The 19,492-nt window shown below is 57.8% G+C and carries 17 protein-coding genes; 8 read left to right on the forward strand and 9 right to left on the reverse strand.

The window, feature by feature from the left end; all coding sequences use genetic code 11:
* Positions 1 to 70 precede the first annotated feature (70 nt).
* Positions 71 to 1,273 (forward strand): zinc metallochaperone GTPase ZigA, encoded by a 1,203-nt coding sequence (gene zigA / locus OYW20_RS00385; RefSeq protein WP_268798777.1) that lies wholly within the window; start codon positions 71 to 73, stop codon positions 1,271 to 1,273.
* 17 nt (positions 1,274 to 1,290) lie between these two features.
* On the opposite strand, the gene OYW20_RS00390 is transcribed toward zigA, so the two are convergent.
* Complete coding sequence (locus OYW20_RS00390; RefSeq protein WP_268798778.1) at positions 1,291 to 1,659, reverse strand: NADH:ubiquinone oxidoreductase; 369 nt, start codon at positions 1,657 to 1,659, stop codon at positions 1,291 to 1,293.
* A 54-nt stretch (positions 1,660 to 1,713) separates the two neighbouring features.
* Here OYW20_RS00390 and OYW20_RS00395 point away from each other — a divergent pair, with 54 nt between their 5' ends.
* Positions 1,714 to 2,694, forward strand: coding sequence for a CobW family GTP-binding protein (locus OYW20_RS00395; RefSeq protein WP_268798779.1), 981 nt, complete (start codon positions 1,714 to 1,716; stop codon positions 2,692 to 2,694).
* Between the two features lie 19 nt (positions 2,695 to 2,713).
* Here OYW20_RS00395 and OYW20_RS00400 read toward each other — a convergent pair whose 3' ends face one another.
* Positions 2,714 to 3,106, reverse strand: coding sequence for a DUF3301 domain-containing protein (locus tag OYW20_RS00400; RefSeq protein WP_268798780.1), 393 nt, complete (start codon positions 3,104 to 3,106; stop codon positions 2,714 to 2,716).
* 152 nt (positions 3,107 to 3,258) lie between these two features.
* Positions 3,259 to 3,744, reverse strand: a complete 486-nt coding sequence (locus OYW20_RS00405; RefSeq protein ID WP_268798781.1) for an acyl-CoA thioesterase — start codon at positions 3,742 to 3,744, stop codon at positions 3,259 to 3,261.
* 313 nt (positions 3,745 to 4,057) lie between these two features.
* On the opposite strand from OYW20_RS00405, the gene OYW20_RS00410 reads away from it, so the two are divergent.
* Positions 4,058 to 5,821, forward strand: coding sequence for a cation:proton antiporter (locus OYW20_RS00410; protein ID WP_268798782.1), 1,764 nt, complete (start codon positions 4,058 to 4,060; stop codon positions 5,819 to 5,821).
* A gap of 33 nt (positions 5,822 to 5,854) precedes the next feature.
* Here OYW20_RS00410 and OYW20_RS00415 read toward each other — a convergent pair whose 3' ends face one another.
* From OYW20_RS00415 to uvrD, 3 genes are all read right to left on the reverse strand, one after another.
* The gene (locus OYW20_RS00415; RefSeq protein WP_268798783.1) at positions 5,855 to 6,262 is read right to left on the reverse strand and encodes an SMI1/KNR4 family protein; all 408 of its coding nucleotides are present in this window, start codon (positions 6,260 to 6,262) and stop codon (positions 5,855 to 5,857) included.
* Between the two features lie 132 nt (positions 6,263 to 6,394).
* Entirely contained in the window at positions 6,395 to 7,249 is an 855-nt protein-coding gene (locus OYW20_RS00420; protein WP_268798784.1) for a Tim44 domain-containing protein, read from the reverse strand.
* A gap of 298 nt (positions 7,250 to 7,547) precedes the next feature.
* Positions 7,548 to 9,731 (reverse strand): DNA helicase II, encoded by a 2,184-nt coding sequence (gene uvrD, locus OYW20_RS00425; RefSeq protein WP_268798785.1) that lies wholly within the window; start codon positions 9,729 to 9,731, stop codon positions 7,548 to 7,550.
* 205 nt (positions 9,732 to 9,936) lie between these two features.
* Here uvrD and OYW20_RS00430 point away from each other — a divergent pair, with 205 nt between their 5' ends.
* The 3 genes from OYW20_RS00430 to OYW20_RS00440 all read left to right on the forward strand — a co-directional run bounded on the left by OYW20_RS00430 (position 9,937) and on the right by OYW20_RS00440 (position 13,413).
* Positions 9,937 to 11,976, forward strand: a complete 2,040-nt coding sequence (locus tag OYW20_RS00430) for a putative bifunctional diguanylate cyclase/phosphodiesterase (protein WP_268798786.1) — start codon at positions 9,937 to 9,939, stop codon at positions 11,974 to 11,976.
* A 139-nt stretch (positions 11,977 to 12,115) separates the two neighbouring features.
* On the forward strand, positions 12,116 to 12,982 hold the full coding sequence (hexR, locus tag OYW20_RS00435) for a transcriptional regulator HexR (RefSeq protein ID WP_268798787.1): 867 nt from the start codon (positions 12,116 to 12,118) through the stop codon (positions 12,980 to 12,982).
* Positions 12,983 to 13,182: 200 nt separating this feature from the next.
* The gene (locus OYW20_RS00440) at positions 13,183 to 13,413 is read left to right on the forward strand and encodes a PA3496 family putative envelope integrity protein (RefSeq protein WP_268798788.1); all 231 of its coding nucleotides are present in this window, start codon (positions 13,183 to 13,185) and stop codon (positions 13,411 to 13,413) included.
* On the opposite strand, the gene OYW20_RS00445 is transcribed toward OYW20_RS00440, so the two are convergent.
* Positions 13,367 to 14,317, reverse strand: a complete 951-nt coding sequence (locus OYW20_RS00445) for a LysR family transcriptional regulator (RefSeq protein WP_268798789.1) — start codon at positions 14,315 to 14,317, stop codon at positions 13,367 to 13,369. The two genes, OYW20_RS00440 and OYW20_RS00445, sit on opposite strands and share 47 nt — an antisense overlap.
* 185 nt (positions 14,318 to 14,502) lie before the next feature.
* Here OYW20_RS00445 and OYW20_RS00450 point away from each other — a divergent pair, with 185 nt between their 5' ends.
* The gene (locus OYW20_RS00450; protein ID WP_268798790.1) at positions 14,503 to 15,918 is read left to right on the forward strand and encodes an acetyl-CoA carboxylase biotin carboxylase subunit; all 1,416 of its coding nucleotides are present in this window, start codon (positions 14,503 to 14,505) and stop codon (positions 15,916 to 15,918) included.
* Between the two features lie 102 nt (positions 15,919 to 16,020).
* Complete coding sequence (gene oadA / locus OYW20_RS00455; RefSeq protein ID WP_268798791.1) at positions 16,021 to 17,829, forward strand: sodium-extruding oxaloacetate decarboxylase subunit alpha; 1,809 nt, start codon at positions 16,021 to 16,023, stop codon at positions 17,827 to 17,829.
* A gap of 178 nt (positions 17,830 to 18,007) precedes the next feature.
* Here the strand turns inward: oadA and OYW20_RS00460 are convergent, their stop codons facing one another.
* Positions 18,008 to 18,601 carry a hypothetical protein gene (locus OYW20_RS00460; protein ID WP_268798792.1) on the reverse strand — a complete coding sequence of 198 codons (594 nt, stop codon included), beginning with the start codon at positions 18,599 to 18,601 and terminating at the stop codon, positions 18,008 to 18,010.
* A gap of 199 nt (positions 18,602 to 18,800) precedes the next feature.
* Positions 18,801 to 19,481, reverse strand: a complete 681-nt coding sequence (locus tag OYW20_RS00465; RefSeq protein WP_268798793.1) for a GNAT family N-acetyltransferase — start codon at positions 19,479 to 19,481, stop codon at positions 18,801 to 18,803.
* Positions 19,482 to 19,492 lie beyond the last annotated feature (11 nt).

The following is a 19,492-nucleotide window of genomic DNA, read 5'->3' on the forward strand; positions in this document are numbered from 1 at the left end:
GAAGTAGCGCACGTGTGTTGTTATACTATAACGTAAAAAGCACCTGAAGCTGCTACTTGATGAGACCGCCATGAACCGCCTTCCCGTTACCGTTCTGTCCGGCTTTCTCGGCGCCGGTAAAAGCACGCTGCTCAACCATGTGCTGCGCAACCGAGAGCAATTACGCGTTGCTGTGATCGTCAACGACATGAGCGAAATCAACATCGACGGCGGCGCCGTGCAACGCGACGTCAGCCTGAATCGCGCAGAAGAAAAGCTCGTCGAAATGAGCAACGGCTGTATCTGCTGCACACTGCGTGAAGACCTGCTCGAAGAGGTTGGAAGGCTGGCCAGGGATGGACGCTTCGATTACCTGCTGATCGAGTCCACTGGCATCTCCGAACCTTTGCCAGTGGCCGAAACCTTCACCTTTCGTGGCGAGGATGGTCAAAGCCTGGCTGACGTCGCGCGTCTGGACACGATGGTCACCGTGGTCGATGGCATGAATTTTCTGCGGGACTATCAAGAGGCCGACAGCCTGGCCAGCCGGGGAGAAACCCTGGGTGAGGATGATGAGCGTTCGATAACTGATTTGCTGATCGAGCAGGTCGAGTTCGCTGACGTCATCCTCGTGAGCAAAATCGATCTGATCAGCTCCAGCGAGCGCCTGGAGCTAATGGCGATTCTGCAACGACTCAACGGCGAGGCCGAGATAATCCCGATGGTCATGGGCGAAGTACCGTTGGCAAAAATTCTTGATACCGGTCGATTCGACTTCGAGCGTGCTGCCCAGGCGCCCGGCTGGCTCAAGGAACTGCGCGGCGAGCACACGCCAGAGACCCAAGCGTACGGGATTGCGTCAACCGCCTACCGGGCACGGCGGCCGTTCCACCCTGAGCGCTTCTTCAATTTCGTCAATCAGGAGTGGGACAACGGCAAACTGCTGCGCTCCAAAGGCTTCTTCTGGCTGGCGAGCAAGCACCAGGATGCTGGCAGTTGGTCACAGGCGGGAGGCTTGATGCGTCATGGTTTTGCCGGTCGTTGGTGGCGTTTCGTGCCCAAGGCGCATTGGCCGCAAGACGCTGAAGACACTCAGGCAATCATGAAAAACTGGACAGAACAGACCGGTGATTGCCGTCAGGAGCTAGTATTCATCGGGCAGCACATGGATTTCAAACAACTCACTGCACAGCTGGACGATTGCCTGCTCACCGATGCCGAACTGGCGCTCGGCGTTGAAGGATGGGCCCACCTGCACGACCCATTTGGCGATTGGGATCAAGCCGCTGCCTGACGTGTTACCGGCTGACCTCAGGGTTTCCAGACGCCTTTGCTTTGCTGTTCACAGAACGGTTTGAGAAACGCTGCATCAGTGGCGACGCCGTAATAGTGAATGTTCTGGCGATAAGGCATATTGGCGACCTGCGCGTTGCTGCACTGGCCAAAGGAGCCCGCGGGGCATTGCTCCGAGAACGTGACCTCGACTTTTTGATCCTTGAGTTGCGGTTGGCAGAAGCCGTCGTGAAACAGGTTTGGCGGGATGGAGATGTTTTCCTGGCAAACCTGCACTTCAATGCGGTCCGACTGGCTGTGCACCAGACAGGCCTCGGCCCTGACGTCGCTCGACATCATCGCCAACACCGTTAACGCCAGCCGCGTGGGCAGCCAGATTGCTCGCATTGATTACCTCCGTCTGCGCTCATGGATGAGAGCGACTTCCAGGAATGGCCCGCCATGCTGCAGAACATCCCCACTCATGTGATTGCCGGCCCTCTGGGTGCTGGCAAGACCAGCCTGATCAAACACCTTCTTTCTCAGAAACCCCCAGGCGAACGCTGGGCGATCCTGATCAACGAATTCGGGCAGATCGGTCTCGACGCCGCGCTCCTGACCACGGCTGCGGATGGTATCGCACTTGGTGAAGTGGCTGGAGGGTGCCTGTGTTGCGTCAACGGCGCGCCGTTCCAGATCGGTCTGGGGCGCCTCTTGCGCAAAGCGCGGCCGGACAGGTTGTTCATCGAACCGTCCGGGCTGGGCCACCCGTTGCAGTTGATCGAGCAACTGAAACAGGCGCCATGGCTCGGCGTTTTGTCACTGCAGCCTAGCGTGATGGTGCTCGATGCCTCCGCACTGGCGTCGGGCCAACCGCTGCCGGTTGCCCAGCAAGAAGCCCTGCAGCAGACGGGCTTGATGGTATTGAACAAGTCCGCAAGCCTTACCAAGGATGAGCGTGAGTCTGTGACGCACTCGTTGCCTGATTGTGCCCGCGCGTGGACAGATCAAGGCAAGCTGCTGCTCAACTTGCTGCCGGGTATCGAAGCGCATGCCAACGCCGCTGTGGATAAGTTTGAGGTGCCCAAGACACTGGCCCAGATGCCAGCAGTCTGGAGCCGTCCAGAACTGCCCATTTGCCTGAGTCAGCAACGGCCCGAAGGTTGGAGTATTGGCTGGCGCTGGCACCCTGATCAGCGATTTTCTTCGACCAAGGTGCAGCGTTGGCTTGAGGGCTTGGATTGGCGACGTGCGAAGTGGGTTATCCACAGCGAAACGGGCTGGGTGTCGGGCAATGCGTTGGACGGCGAAGAATCGGAATGGTCTGCCAGCGAGTGGCGTCGGGATTCACGGCTGGAGCTGATTTTCGCATTGCCGCAAGACGAGGCGTCACTGCGGGCAGGATTGGCGGGGTGCGTGATTCAGGACCACGGCCCCAGGTAGCTTCAGTCTGCCCGCTGGACTATTGCTTCCACTTGTTGTGCTCTTGTCGCCACTGATTCATTTCGATGATTTCAGCGGTGCGCGGCGGTGTCTTGATTTCGAAGGGGTATGGCGCCAACTCGATTTGCGCGGTATGGGCGCCGAACAGGGTAATGGTGCCGGGGTGGCGCTGCTCGCCAGTGACCGTGAACTCGAAGTTATAGACCCGCGCCAGGCGCCTGCGGCCTTCGTTGTCACGTTTGAAGGTAATGCGGCGCAACGCCACGTTGCCGTCGAGCAGCTCCAGGTCGAGCTTGGCGCAATGCTGTTTCACTCGCTCCAGGGCCCGCTCGCGCAACCCGTGGGAGTGCCAGAGCCACGCAATGCCGGTCAGCAGCAGCATCAGGACGAATATATTGCCCAGGGTCAGCATGAAGGAACGCTCCAACAAAGGATCACCAGCTTAACTGCGTCAGGTGACGATCAGCCATAGCCTCCTAATTTAATTTTCACCCCCGGCAGCGCGTTTTTTGTGAGCGCGAACGTGTTCGTGCCTCAGAAAACTGTCGGCTATACGCCGTTCAATCAGACCGGGTCGTCTTTGATGTCCTGGTAGCGCTTCTCCAGTTCCTGACGAATCTGCCGGCGTTGCTGCGCCTGCACGTAACGCCGCTTGCCGTCACTGGTTTCAGGCGTCAGTGGCGGGACACCGGCGGGTTTGCGCTGGTCATCCACGGCCACCATGGTGAAAAAACAACTGTTGGTGTGACGCACCGAGCGCTCACGGATGTTTTCAGTGACGACCTTGATGCCGACTTCCATCGAGGTGTTGCCGGTGTAGTTCACCGAGGCCAGAAAAGTGACGAGCTCACCGACGTGAATCGGTTCGCGAAAAATCACCTGATCAACCGACAGAGTCACCACGTAGCGGCCTGCATATCGGCTCGCGCAGGCATAAGCCACTTCGTCGAGGTACTTCAACAGAGTGCCGCCGTGCACATTGCCAGAGAAGTTGGCCATGTCCGGGGTCATCAATACAGTCATCGATAGCTGGGCGTTTCCGGGTTCCATAGCGCGCTCACGGTCAAATTGGGTCAAATAAGTGCACCTCAAGTGGGTGCTCGGTTCAGAACGGGCAGTAAAACCAACACTATCGGGACGCTGAAGGATGATCTGTCGTCACGCGCGCAGCCATCTGTTTCCTTATATTGCACCGGCTTAATCAAGGAATGCGCGGTGGTAACCTTCGAAAACTTGCGGATCGGGTTATTTCCTACAAGTCAGCCAGACCATTCTCCTTCGTTCCGATGAAAGTTCGTTCGGGATTTTTAGGCATATGGACTGATATAGGTGCCGCTGTCGAACATCCCAAGGAGCTTCGCCCATGCATGCCATCAGCTTTATTCAGGATTTGGCGGTCATCATGCTGGTGGCGGGCGTAGTCACCGTTTTGTTCCATCGCTTGAAGCAGCCGGTGGTGCTCGGTTACATCGTTGCAGGCTTTATCATCGGCCCGCACACGCCGCCTGTGGGGCTGATTCACGACGAGGATACGATCAAAACGCTCGCCGAGCTGGGTGTGATTTTTCTGATGTTCTGCCTGGGGCTCGAGTTCAGTTTGCGCAAGCTGTTCAAAGTTGGCGCAACGGCGTTCATCGCAGCGTTTCTGGAAATCACCCTGATGATCTGGATCGGCTATGAAATTGGCCAGTTCTTCGGCTGGAAGACCATGGACTCGCTGTTCCTGGGTGCGATCCTGGCGATTTCTTCCACCACGATCATCGTAAAAGCCCTCAATGACCTGAAGATGAAAAACCAGCGTTTCGCCCAACTGATCTTTGGCGTACTGATCGTTGAGGACATCCTGGGCATCGGCATCATCGCGCTGCTGTCCGGCATTGCCGTCAGCGGCACGGTGAGCTCGGGCGAGGTGTTTTCGACGGTCGGCAAGCTCTCGTTGTTCATGATCGTGGCGTTGGTGATCGGCATTCTGCTGGTGCCCCGTTTGCTGGCATACGTCGCAACCTTTGAAAGCAACGAGATGCTGCTGGTGACAGTGTTGGGTCTGTGTTTTGGCTTTTGTCTGCTGGTGGTCAAGCTTGAGTACAGCATGGTGCTGGGTGCGTTTCTGATCGGCGCGATCATGGCCGAGTCCCGACAGCTAGTGAAGATCGAGCGTCTGATCGAGCCGATCCGCGATATGTTCAGCGCCATTTTCTTCGTCGCCATCGGCTTGATGATCGACCCCGCGATTCTGCTCGATTACGCGTGGCCAATCGCGGTGATCACCGTTGCCGTCGTGCTCGGTAAGATCCTGTCTTGCGGGATCGGCGCTTTTATCGCTGGCAATGACGGCAAAACCTCACTGCGTGTCGGCATGGGTCTGTCTCAGATTGGAGAGTTTTCCTTCATCATCGCCGCGCTGGGGATGACGCTGCAGGTCACCAGTGATTTCCTGTACCCGGTGGCAGTCGCGGTTTCGGCGATCACCACACTGCTCACGCCGTATCTGATTCGCTCGGCCGATCCGTTGTCCCACAAACTGGGCAGTGTGATGCCAGCCAGGGTGGCCCGGGTTTTTGGAATGTACGGCGAGTGGCTGCGCAGCATTCAGCCGCAGGGACAAAGCGCATTGCTGGCGGCGATGATCCGCAAGATTTTGCTGCAGGTCGGCGTCAATCTGGCTCTGGTGGTGGCGATCTTCTTTTGTGGCGCCTATTTTGCCGAGCGTATTGGCGACTATCTGAGCCCATGGGTCAGCCAAACCAGTCAGCAAAAAGCCTGGATATGGGGTGCTGCCTTGCTGTTGTCACTGCCATTCCTGATCGCGGCTTATCGCAAGCTCAAGGCGTTGTCGATGCTGCTGGCGGAAATGGGCGTAAAGCCGGAAATGGCAGGACGCCACACGGCGCGTGTTCGACGGGTGATCGCCGAGGTAATCCCGCTGTTATCGCTGTTAGTGATTTTCTTGCTGCTGGCGGCGCTGTCGACGAGCATTCTGCCGACCAGTGAGCTGCTGATACTGGTCGTGGTAGTCGCCGCTATCGTGGCCGCCGTGTTGTGGCGCTGGTTTATCCGTGTACATACGCGTATGCAGATTGCCCTGCTGGAGACGCTCGGCAATCATCAGGAGCCTTCGGATCATTGAATCCTCAGGCTGCCGTGATCGATTGCGGCAGCCTCAACTTTCCAGCCAGACATCCCGCGCCCAGTGCCAAACGGACTCCCAGCTCTCTTCGTTGACGAGTTCTTCTTCGCCCGACCAAAGCACGACGGTGCCGTCTTCCTCTACGCAGTAGTAGTCTTCGCCGTCCTGACAGATCGGGATCAGCTCGCGCGGTACGCCGATGTCCCAGGCTGTTGCAGCCACTTCAGGCATGTAGGTGTGTGAGCCTGGATCGGTGACTGTAACGGGCTCAAGGCTGCCGTAGACCACGTCGCTGACAGTGAGCAAGAACTCCTTGAACACGAAAGGAATATTGATGAACAGCTGTTCTTCGATTTCGACCAGTTGGTCTTCATCCGGCAGCTCCAGAGGAACTGGAACTGGCTCGTTTGCTTCACGGAGTTGCTCGATGACTTCTTCCACGACGTGGATCCTCTAACGGTTTGCGCGGGTTATACAGTAGCTGAATGGCGTTCGCAGATTAAATGTTGCGTCTGCAAAAAACAAAAACCCCGGACAGGTCCGGGGTTTCAATGGTTAGAACTGTGACGCGGTTCAGCCGTTCTGACGGATACCGGCGACCAGCCAAGGCTGGTTCTCGCCCGCAGCACGTTCCATGTTCCAGCTTTCGCTGAATGCTTCACCTTGGTCAAAGCGCGAAGTCTTCGAGGTGCCGGAGAAGGTCAGAGTCGCGATAGTCTTTTCAGCGCGATCATCGACGCCGTCCAGTTGAACGTTCAGGTTGTCGATGAAAGTGGACTGGAAGCCATCACCCAGGTCTGCGCGTTCTTTTTTCAGGAACTGCAGCATTTGCGGGGTCACGAACTCAGCGATCTTGTCCATTTCGTTCGCGTCCCAGTGCTGTTGCAGCGACTGGAAGTGCGAGCGTGCGGCCGAAAGAAAGCTCTCTTGGTTGAACCATGCAGGCGCCTGGATTACCGGACGGGCCGATGCGGCTGCCGAACCACCGAACATGGAGTTGCTTTGCACAGGCTTCTGTTCAAAGGCTTCGCGCTGAAGTGGCGCATGACCAGCAGGCGCAACCTGCGGCTGCTGCTTGCGACGACGTGCAGCGATGAAGCGGAAGATCAGGAAGGCAATGACCGCCATGATCAGGATGTCAAAGAACTGCATCCCCTGGAAACCGCCGCCCATGAACATAGAGGCTAACAGGCCGCCTGCCGCGATACCGGCCAACGGGCCGAGCCAGCGAGATGCACCACCTGCGGCAGCGGCTGGAGCGCCGGCGGCGTTAGGTGCGGCTGATGGAGTGGTGGGGGCTGACTGACGCGACTGATGGCTTGGCGCCGAGCCCATGCTCTTGCCACCACCAAAGCGCGCGGCATTGGCTTCAAGGCTCATGGTGAGCCCGATGACCAGCGCCAAAGCGATGCTTAGAAAACGTTGCATATGGGAATTCCCGTTTGTGGATTGCACGCGCGCCATGTTGCACAGCACTCAGGCATCTGGCTAGCGGCCAAGTGTTTCCAGCTTTTGCGTGATCTTTCAAGAAGCCTGTACTGCTTAGGCTGTAGGCCGACAGAGAAAGCTATGTAGGAAAGATGGGGGTAAAGGGATGGGAATACAACCTCGCCGCGGTCTGAAACTCTGTAGGAGCGAATTCATTCGCGATGCTTCAGCCATGGTTCAACTTGGACGAAGTCTCGCCAACAACGTTGGCTCCTTCAGGTCGGGGCAGGGCTGCGACCTATAAAGGCTCCAGTTTCGCGTATCCCAGCATCAGCCACTTGCTGCCCTCTTCGAAATTCACTTGCACGCGTGCCTGAGCGCCGGAGCCTTCGAAGTTGAGAATCACGCCTTCCCCAAAAATCGAGTGCCCGACCCGCTGACCCAGAGAGAACTGACTTTCCGGAATCCCTTCGCCATCAAACAGTCGGCTCGGCGCCATCGTCTTCGAGCCGCCGAAAGGCCGGGTGACGCTGTTGGACAGCCGCACTTCCTGGATCAGGTTGGCCGGTACCTCACGGACGAAGCGCGACACTTTGTTGTAGGTCTCGCTGCCATATAAACGACGCGTCTCGGCGTACGTCAGGACCAGATGCTGCATCGCACGGGTGATGCCAACGTACGCCAGACGTCGTTCCTCTTCCAGGCGACCGGGTTCCTCAAGGCTCATCTTGTGCGGGAACAGGCCTTCTTCCATGCCCACCAGGAATACGTACGGGAATTCCAGACCTTTGGCGCTGTGCAGGGTCATTAGCTGAATGCTGTCTTCATGCTCGTCAGCCTGAGTGTCGCCCGCTTCCAGCGAAGCGTGACCAAGGAAGGCGGCCAACGGTGTCAACTCCGCCTCGTCTTCGCTGACTTCAAAAGCCCGCGCAGCGCTGACCAGTTCCTCAAGGTTTTCTACTCGGGCCTGGCCTTTCTCGCCTTTTTCTTCCTGGTGATAGGTAATCAGCCCGGATTGCTCGATAACGGTTTGCGTCATCAGGTGCAACGGCATTTCCATGACTTTTGCTGCGAGACTTTCGATCAGCTCGACAAAGCCACTCAAGGCGCCGGCAGCGCGCCCTGTCAGGCCTTTATTAGCAATCAGCAGCCGCATCGCCTCCCACATCGACACGTCGCTATGGCGTGCGTGCTCGCGAATGGCCTCGACGGTTTTTTCGCCGATGCCCCGCGGCGGTACGTTAATGACACGTTCCAGCGCCGAATCGTTGCCTCGACCGTCCAGCAGGCGCAGGTACGCCATGGCGTTCTTGATCTCGGCGCGTTCGAAGAAGCGCTGTCCACCGTAGATGCGGTAAGGGATGCGCTCGCGCAGCAATGCTTCCTCCAGCACCCGTGATTGGGCGTTGGAGCGGTACAGAATGGCGATGTCGCTGCGCGCAAGGCCGGTTTTGATCGCGCTTTCGATGGTCTCGACCACGTAGCGCGCTTCATCGTGTTCGTTGAAGGCGGCGTAAAGGCTGATCAGCTCACCATCACCGACATCGGTCCACAGCTCTTTACCCAAGCGCCCGCTGTTGTTCACGATCAGGCCGTTCGCAGCTTTTAGAATGCTGGCGGTGGAGCGGTAGTTCTGCTCCAGGCGGATGGTTTCGGTGTCAGGAAAGTCATCGGAATACTGATGAATATTCTCGATTTTGGCGCCACGCCAGCCGTAGATCGACTGATCGTCGTCGCCCACCACCATCAGGCTGTCGCCGCCCTGGGCGAGTAGACGCAGCCATGCGTACTGCACGGCGTTGGTGTCCTGAAACTCGTCCACCAGCACATGGCGGAAACGCCGTTGATAATGCGCAAGCAGGCCGGGATTGTCTCGCCACAGCTCCAGGGCTCGCAGCAGCAGTTCTGAAAAGTCGATCACGCCGGCGCGCAGGCAAGCTGCTTCGTACGCTTCGTAGATCGACTTCATGGTGCTCAGAAACAGATCGCCACTGGCCTGAATATGCTTGGGCCGCAGGCCTTCGTCTTTCTGACCGTTGATGAACCACTGGGCCTGACGCGCGGGCCAGCTCTTTTCGTCCAGGCCCAATTCGCGGATCACCCGCTTGACCACGCGTTGTTGATCGTCACTGTCCAGGATCTGGAAGCTCTGGCTGAGCCCGGCCTCCTGCCAGTGCGCCCGCAACAAGCGGTGCGCCAGCCCGTGGAAGGTGCCGACCCACATGCCTGCCGGGTTGATACCCATCAACTGCTCGATGCGATGGCGCATCTCGGCGGCAGCCTTGTTGGTAAACGTCACCGACAGGATCGAGTGTGGTGATGCATTCTCGACCTGGATCAGCCAGGCGATGCGGTGCACCAGCACACGGGTTTTGCCGGAACCAGCGCCGGCCAGGACCAACTGACGGCCCACGGAGGCAGCTACGGCCTGACGTTGGGCATCGTTGAGGGAATTAAGCAGAAGGGAGAGATCATCGCGCATCGGCGCATTCTAGGGTGTGGGCTGTTGGCGGCCAACCCTATTTATCTTTTTGATGCTCGGCACCACGTTGTCCGATTAATGCGCGCAGCTGCAAGGCCGCGGGTTTGGAGACCGTTCATACTTTTTATTTTCTGACTGTATGGTCGCTACGGTCGCTTGTGTATGCTCGCCCGACGCGCAAGGCTCCCTAATTACAAGAACCGCCATGACCTCTAGCACCGATGGTCCGCCCGACTCTGTGGCGGCCAGGCATTTCATTCGCAAGCAATTCGCGACTCAGCTTGCGGTTGAGCGCACCCGACTTCTTTATCAAGGCTCGCTCCTTCCCACACTCCTGATGCTGATCAACGGCCTGCTCTGCGCATGGCTGCTCTGGACGCCGCCGCGCTCGGGGCTGATCAGCGTCTGGCTGGTGTGGCTGGCGGCGTTGGTCGGCTTGCGCGTTCTTCAAGTGGCGGCCTTCCATGCTGCCTCTCCGGCACGTCAGGCTGAGCCGATATGGAAGCGCACCTTTTTGCTCGGCGCGTGTGCCAGCGGTTTTACGTTGTCCAGCGCGGCGCTGGTATTGGTGCCGTTCGAAGGCGTTGTGCAGCAAGCCTGGGTCTTCGGCCTGATGGGCGCTGCGACGCTGTCCGCAAGCGTCGCCTACGCCGTGAGTATCCCTGCGTTTCTGACCTTCACCGTCCCGTGCCTGGTGCCGGTGATTGTTTATCTGCTTTGGGGGGCGGGATCGGCGTTGCGTGGTTGGGGCTGGTTGGGTCTGATTCTGCTGATAGCGCTGATCGTCGTGGCAGCGCAAGTCAATCGTCTCATTCAGAGCGGTCTGATCCGCAGGTTTCAGAACCTCGCCCTGATCGAGCATCTGCAACGGGCGCAGGCCAAGAGTGAAGAGCTCAATCGAGAACTGTCGCGACAGCACGAAGAGCGCACCCGCTATCTGCTGCATTACGACGAACTGACGGGGCTGGCCAATCGCGCGCTGTTCAATGAGCGGCTGCGGGATGCCAATCAGCGCGTGCGACGAGGCAAAAGCCTGGCGCTGCTGCACATCAACCTCGATCGTTTCAAGCTGGTCAACGACAGTCTGGGGCATGCCGTCGCCGATCAGTTATTGCGCCAGATCGCCCGACGCTTGAACAGTGCGTTGCCCGAGGCCGACACTATCGCCCGGTTGTCTGCAGACGAATTTGCTGTGTTGTTCGATGCGTATGGAAATCTCTCATCGCTGGCCCGTGTGACCAGCCGGGTGCTGGGCAAGCTGCGCTCGCCGTTGCTGGTATCTGGCCATGAGTTGGTGGTCAGCGCCTCCATCGGCATCAGTCTGCTGCCTGATTCAGCACGGGATATTTCGGCCCTGCGCAGTCAGGCGAACAAAGCCATGCAGCATGCCAAACACTTGGGCGGGAATAATTTCCAGTTCTTCACCGACAGCCTCCAAGCCAGCACTCTGGAGCGGTTGCAGTTCGAAATTCAACTGCGCAAGGCGGTACAGGAGAATCAGCTTGAAGTGGTTTATCAGCCCAAAATGTGCCTTGCGTCAGGGCGTTTGAGTTCTGCTGAGGCGCTGGTTCGCTGGAATCATCCGGTGCGAGGCGTGGTGTCGCCCAATGACTTCATCGGCCTGGCCGAAGAAACCGGTTTGATTGCAGAGATCGGTGAGTTCGTTCTGCGCCAGGCGTGTCGCCAAGTATGCATCTGGCAGAGCCAGGGGCTTGAAACGATTCGTGTGTCAGTCAATCTTTCCGTGCATCAGTTGCGTCAGGGGAAACTGGTGAGCCTCGTACGTCAGGTGCTCGATGAAACCGGGCTGGCACCTGAATACCTTGAGCTGGAGTTGACCGAGAGCCAACTGATGGACAGCGTCGAGCACATCATTGCTACCTTCCAGCAATTGCGCGAGCTGGGCGTGAAGCTGTCGATTGATGATTTCGGGACCGGATATTCGTCCCTCAGCTACCTCAAGCGCTTCCCGGTCAATTACGTGAAGATCGATCAGGCGTTCATTCGCGGGATAGGCGAGGGCACCGAAGATGCCGCCATCACCCGTGCAATTATCGCCATGGCGCACAGCCTTGGGCTGAAGGTCGTGGCGGAGGGAGTTGAAAACGAAGAGCAACTGGCGTTTTTGAAAGCTCATGCCTGCGATGAGGTGCAAGGTTACTTGATCAGCAGGCCAATTGACGTCGATGCCATGGGTGAAGTTCTTGCCGGGGATACAACCGATGCCTGGGACAAAGTGCAATAGCGCCTACACTTAAACGCGAAAGATCCTGCGTGCCTTAACGGTTAAACAGGGCCAGATCGTTTAGCTGTGCGGTTTGCAGGTCATGTAGTATAACTACAAGAAAGCTACATTCCGGCCCCTTCTCAATGAGTCCTGCCCTTTGAATCTGTTGCAGCACATCGCCCAGTCACGCCATCTCTTACGCAAGTCGGAGCTTAAGGTTGCCGACCATGTGCTGCTCGACCCTGCGGCCGTGATGCACAGTTCCATGGCCGACCTCGCGCACAGCGTGGGGATCAGTGAACCGACTATCGTGCGTTTCTGTCGCGCCATCGGTTGCACAGGTTTTCAGGATCTGAAACTGAAGCTGGCGCAAAGCCTCGCCGCAGGCGCGAGCTTCGGCCAATTTGCCATCCATGAAGACGACTCGGTCGCCGATTACAGCCTGAAGATATTCGACACCACGTTGCACACGCTGATGGAGGTCCGCGAAAAGCTCGATCCCCATGCGTTGCAGGCGGCGGTGACGCTGATGGCAGCGGCGCATCGGGTGGAGTTCTACGGGTTTGGTGCCTCAGGCGCAGTGGCAGCCGATGCGCAGCACAAGTTCTTTCGACTGCTGCTGACAGCAGCGTCTTATTCCGATCCGCACATGCAGGCCATGTCCGCTGTCACACTCAAGCCCACGGATGTGGCGGTGTGTATCTCTCAGTCCGGACGCTCCAAAGACCTCCTGATCACCGCCAATCTGGTGCGTGAAAGCGGTGCCAATCTGATTACCTTGTGCCCGAGTCAGACGCCGTTGGCTGAATTGTCGACCGTGAACCTGGCCATCGACGTGCATGAGGACACTGAAATCTACACGCCGCTGACCTCGCGCATCGCTCACCTTGTCGTGATCGACGTGCTGGCTATGGGCGTTGCCATGGCCCGGGGTCCGAGCCTGGTCAACCACCTCAAAAGCGTCAAAAGAAGTCTGCGCAGCCTTCGGTTATCGCCCAAGTCGATCAAGTCTCACGAGGATTGATCGACACGGTTCCGTTGGAGCGAGGCTCGCCGTAAAGCGGGCGACTCGGTTTGCCTGACCCCCTGAGTTGCCTGCTTGGCGGGCAAGCCTCGCTCCAACATGTTCTGCGACAACCTTCACCAAGTTGTCATGCATTCGCCGCGTGATCGTCATCCCCGGCAACCATTCTGTACTCCCGAAAACGCAATGGGAGACAGGATATGCCTAGGCACTACGATGACTCGCAGCAGCACAGCAATTCCAGCGTCAAAACCCGCCGTCAGCATGAAGACCAGCGCCGCATGGCGTTCCGGCGTGCGATCGAGACCTACTCCGAAGAGCGCCGTCTGAATCAGGAGCTCTGCGATTACCTGGGCGCAGCCTCCGCTCATGTCTGGCAGGCCGCTAAGGGTTCAGGGAACGGCCGTCAAAGCGCGCCACAATCTCACTGATCTGCACGCGTTGGGTGCGGATGAACGCGAGAAACGCATGCGCCACGGGCGACAGACGTTTGTCGCGTCCCTGTACCACGCACCAGCTGCGGTAGAGCGGTAACTCAGCCACTGGCAATTCCACCAGCGCGCCGACAGCCAGCTCACGGCTCAGTGCGTGACGGGTTAACAGCGCAATGCCCAGGCCTGCAACCACGCACTCGCGCTGGGCCTCGGCCGACGACACTTCAAGCGTGTGCTCAAAGTGAATACGCTTCTCTTTGTAGTATTCCTCGCAGGCCTTGCGCGTGCCGGAGCCTGATTCGCGAACCACGAGCGTGTACGGCTCCAGATCCTTGAGTGCTGGTTTTTCCAGCTGACAGAGTGGATGGTCCGGCCGCACGACCGCCACGATGGGATTGTTCAAGAACGGTAGAAACTCCAACCCCATGTCTTGCGGCACCATCGACATCACCACCAGATCATCGCGGTTATCGGACAGCCTTCTGATGACCTGAGCGCGATTCACGACCGTCAGATTCAGCATGACGTCCGGATACTGTCGCTTGAATGCGGCGAAAAGATGCGGAACGAAATACTTTGCGCTGGACTCGATCGCCAGCTTCAACTGCCCTTGCAGCGACCCTTGCATGTCCGACAGCTGCATATCCAGATTTTCTAGCCGCCCGAACACGTCCCGGCTTGCCGACTGCAGCGCTTCGGCGGCTTCGGTGAGATAAAGCTTTTTGCCGACATACTCGAAAAGCGGTTGCCCGATCAGCTCTTCCAGTTGGCGTATTTGCAGGCTGATGGCAGGTTGCGTGAGCGACATTTCTTCAGCAGCTCGGCTGTAGGAGCGCAAATCACAGACCTCGTTGAAGATCCGCAGTTGACGCAATGTCATCCGCATCAATGACTTACGCATTTTTATCCCTCTCCGAAATGCCCTTATTCCGACGACTATAAGGTTTTACTTATATCTAACCCAATATTTACTCATTTTTGTTAATTGTTGATCCGTCATAGGGTGGCGATACGGCTGCGATGCAACATGCAGTTACGCGCCGACCGGTCAGCCGGTTCGTCTGTTAAACGGTCGAGGAAACGCCAGTGATAAAAAAAATCCTGATCGCAAACCGTGGTGAGATTGCCGTTCGTATCGTGCGCGCTTGCGCCGAAATGAGCATTCGCTCGGTGGCGATCTATTCCGACGCCGACCGCCATGCGCTGCATGTGAAGCGCGCGGACGAGGCCTACGGCATTGGCTCCGAGCCGCTTGAGGGCTATCTCAATCCACGCAAACTCGTGAATCTGGCCGTCGAAACCGGTTGCGACGCCTTGCACCCGGGTTATGGCTTTTTGTCCGAAAATGCCGATTTGGCCGACATCTGTGCCGAGCGCGGTATCAAGTTCATCGGGCCCTCTGCTGAAGTCATTCGCCGCATGGGTGACAAGACTGAAGCCCGCCGCAGCATGATCAAGGCGGGTGTGCCCGTAACGCCCGGCACCGAAGGCAATGTGGCTGACATTGCCGAAGCGTTGGTCGAGGGGGAGCGGATCGGTTACCCGGTCATGCTCAAGGCGACATCCGGCGGCGGCGGTCGCGGCATTCGTCGCTGCAACAGCCGTGAAGAACTGGAGCAGGCGTTTCCGCGGGTTATCTCGGAGGCGACCAAGGCATTCGGCAAGGCCGAGGTGTTCCTCGAAAAATGCATCGTCAATCCCAAGCACATCGAAGCGCAGATTCTGGGCGATAGCTTCGGCAACGTCGTGCATCTGTTCGAGCGCGACTGCTCGATTCAGCGCCGCAATCAGAAGCTCATTGAAATCGCCCCAAGCCCGCAACTGACCCCGGAACAGCGCGCCTATATCGGCGACCTGTCGGTGCGTGCGGCGAAAGCGGTCGGCTACGAGAACGCCGGAACCGTTGAGTTCCTGCTCGCCGAGGGCGAGGTGTACTTCATGGAGATGAATACCCGCGTGCAGGTGGAGCACACCATCACGGAAGAGATCACCGGCATCGACATTGTTCGCGAACAGATCCGCATTGCGTCGGGATTACCGCTGTCGGTGAAGCAGGAAGACATCATCCATCGCGGTTTCGCGTTGCAGTTTCGGATCAACGCCGAAGACCCGAAAAATAACTTCCTGCCGAGCTTCGGCAAGATCACACGTTATTACGCCCCCGGTGGGCCTGGCGTAAGGACCGATACGGCGATCTATACCGGCTACACGATTCCGCCTTATTACGACTCGATGTGCCTGAAGCTGATCGTGTGGGCGCTGAGCTGGGAAGAGGCGATGGACCGCGGCCTGCGTGCGCTGGACGACATGCGCTTGCAAGGCGTCAAGACCACCGCCGCCTATTACCAGGAAATCCTGCGCAACCCGGAATTCCGCAGCGGCCAGTTCAATACCAGCTTTGTTGAGAGCCACCCCGAACTGACCAACTACTCGATCAAGCGCAAACCCGAAGAGCTGGCACTGGCCATCGCCGCCGCCATCGCCGCCCATGCAGGCCTATGAATAAGCCAGCTGCAAGCTACAAGCGGCAAGCTGCAAGAAAGAGCGCGATCGGCTTTTGCTTGAGGCTTGCAGCTTGGCGCTTGCAGCTCTGAGGAGATAAAAATGACCAAGAAGATCCATGTCACCGACACCATCCTGCGCGACGCTCACCAATCGCTGTTGGCAACCCGCATGCGCACGGAAGACATGCTGCCGATCTGCGAAAAGCTCGACAAGGTCGGCTATTGGTCGCTTGAAGTGTGGGGCGGCGCAACATTCGATGCCTGCGTGCGGTTTTTAAAGGAAGATCCTTGGGAGCGTCTGCGCCAGTTGCGTGCGGCACTGCCCAATACGCGCCTGCAAATGCTGCTGCGCGGCCAGAATCTGCTGGGCTATCGCCATTACAGCGATGACGTGGTCAGGGCGTTTGTTGCCAAGGCGGCGGTCAATGGCATCGACGTGTTCCGCATCTTTGACGCTATGAACGACGTGCGTAACCTGCGCGTTGCCATCGAGGCCGTCAAAGCGTCGGGCAAACATGCGCAAGGCACCATCGCTTACACCACCAGCCCGGTCCACACCATCGAAGCCTTCGTTGCACAGGCCAGGCAGATGGAAGCCATGGGCTGCGACTCGGTGGCGATCAAGGACATGGCGGGTCTGCTGACGCCTTACGCCACGGGCGAGCTGGTCAAGGCCCTGAAAGCCGAGCAGTCGCTGCCCGTGTTCATTCATTCGCATGACACGGCCGGCCTGGCTGCAATGTGTCAGCTCAAGGCAATCGAAAACGGCGCAGACCACATTGATACCGCGATCTCCAGTTTTGCCTGGGGCACCAGCCATCCGGGCACCGAGTCGATGGTTGCAGCGCTCAAGGGCAGCGAGTTCGACACGGGCCTGAACCTGGAACTGTTGCAGGAAATCGGTTTGTACTTCTACGCCGTGCGCAAGAAGTATCACCAGTTCGAAAGCGAATTCACCGCTGTCGATACCCGTGTGCAGGTCAATCAGGTCCCGGGCGGGATGATCTCCAACCTCGCCAACCAGCTAAAAGAGCAGGGCGCGTTGAACCGTATGGGCGAAGTGCTGGCTGAGATTCCGCGCGTACGTAAAGACCTCGGGTACCCGCCACTGGTAACACCCACCTCCCAGATCGTCGGCACACAGGCGTTCTTCAACGTGCTGGCAGGCGAACGCTACAAAACCATCACCAACGAGGTGAAGCTCTACCTCACCGGAGGCTATGGCAAGGCGCCGGGCACAGTCGATGAAAAGCTGCGTCGTCAGGCCATTGGCAATGAAGACATCATCGACGTCCGTCCGGCCGATCTGCTCAAGCCTGAAATGACCAAGTTGCGCAGCGAAATTGGGGCACTGGCCAAATCTGAAGAGGACGTACTGACTTACGCGATGTTCCCGGACATCGGGCGCAAGTTCCTTGAGGAGCGAGCGGCGGGCACCCTGGCACCTGAAGCGCTGTTACCCATTCCCGAGACGGGTACGGTGTCCAGGGCGGGAGGCGAAGGCGTGCCGACTGAGTTCGTCATCGATGTTCACGGAGAGAGCTACCGCGTCGACATCACCGGTGTGGGTGTGAAGGCCGAGGGTAAGCGTCACTTCTACCTGTCCATTGACGGCATGCCGGAAGAAGTGGTGTTCGAACCACTCAATGAGTTTGTCAGCGGTGGCATCGGTAAACGGCCACAAGCCAATAAGCCGGGCCATGTGAGCACTACGATGCCGGGCAATATCGTCGATGTGCTGGTCAAGGAAGGTGACACTGTCAGGGTGGGTCAGGCGGTGTTGATCACTGAAGCAATGAAGATGGAGACCGAGGTTCAGGCAGCGGTCACTGGCAAAGTCGTGGCGATTCATGTGGCCAAGGGTGATCGCGTGAACCCAGGCGAGATGCTGGTCGAGATCGAGGGCTGATGGCACCGCAATACTGACACCGAGGCGCCCATCGAGCGCCTCAGGTCACGTAAAGAATTTTTGATTTCCTCTGGGGGAGCTCTCGTGGCTCCTCTTTTTTTGCCTGCGATTTGGCTGGCGATATCGCTGTTTCACGTAGGGGTCCCCGCAACAACGGATGACCTATACAACCTGCGCGTTATTTGTAGTTTTTCTGAAAGATTTGCAGCACGTCTTTAAAGCTCACCTTGCGACTGGCGATCTTTTGCATTTTGTCTTCTGGCAGATAACTGAACTTGACGTAGAGCAAATCACCTTTCTGTTTTTCGGTTTCTTTCAGGCCCGCCAGGGACTTCTTCATGGCGTCCAGTGTGGTGGGAGCGGTTGCGATACTCACCCACGCCGGCACCGGAATCGCGCCGGCAAAATAACTGACGACCTGGACCATCGTGTCGCCGATTCCGAATACACCTGTGAATCGCGCTTTGGGTGTGTACGGTGAAATACCCATGTAGATATCGGGCAGGGACGTGATTCGGTTTTCAATACCTTGATGTTGATGGCTCAACAGGAAATCGAATATTTGCAGCGCTGTTCCCACGATCACCAGCGACTGCGCACCGGTGCCCGTCTCCGAGAACAGGTGATAGTTGTTGCTGCTGACGACCGATTTTTTCAGCTGACCTCGATCAACAATGACACTTCCATACTTGCCTGCCGACAGCGTTGGCTTGGGCACGCGCCATGGATTAATCGGCGCGACGGGAGGGGTTACTGCACTGGTATTTATCATCTCTAACATCCTTGTTAGTTATGGGGGGGGCTCCGATATGGAGCGTTATGGTTGCCGCGCCTAACGTAAGCGTTGCCCGCGAAAACCGCCAGACGATAAGTGGCGCAGTGTATTGCCGGTTGTAAACAAGCGTATGCAGTCGGTGAAAAGGCGCGATGCATAACCTCGGCGATGCATGGGCCATTCGCGTGCGCCTCTATCACTGAGGGTGAGTACCACGGCAGCTTTCCAACGTTTTGAGCTGTAAATCATTTTCAAAGTTATCCGTATCCAGCCACGTCTCGAACGCGTTTTGCAGCACGGGCCATTCGCTGTCAATGATCGAGTACCAGGCTGTGTTGCGGTTCCGGCCTTTCACCACCATGTGTTGGCGGAACGTCCCTTCATAGGTGAAACCGAAGCGCTCGGCTGCGCGCCTGGAGCGGGCATTGTCGCCATTACATTTCCATTCCAGACGCCGATTGCCCAGTGCGAAGGACTCTCTGGCCAACAAATAAACCGCTTCGGTGCCTTTTGGAGTGCGCTGCATGGAGGCGGCAAAGGTGACGTGACCAATTTCGATGCGGCCATGGGCTGGAATAATCGACATCAGGCTCAGGTAGCCGTCAGTAGCGCCGGTTTGCTGATCGATCACGGTGTAGAACCACGGGTCGGTTCCGCCTTGAAGCGACGACAGAAACTCATCGAACGCCGCTCGCTCGGAGAAAGGGCCGTATGGCAAATAATCCCACAGCTTTTCATCGCAGCCAGGACCTTGCAGTGCGCCCCATAAGCCGTCTCCATGGCGCGCGAGGTCAAGCTTTTCCAGCCGCACGAATCGGCCTTCCAGCGTGCGGGTTTCAGGCAGTCCGGCGGGTTGCCAGTGTTCTGTGTTCGACATGTGCGGTCATC

This window comes from Pseudomonas sp. BSw22131 (genome assembly GCF_026810445.1).
Classification (GTDB): Bacteria; Pseudomonadota; Gammaproteobacteria; order Pseudomonadales; family Pseudomonadaceae; genus Aquipseudomonas; species Aquipseudomonas huanghezhanensis.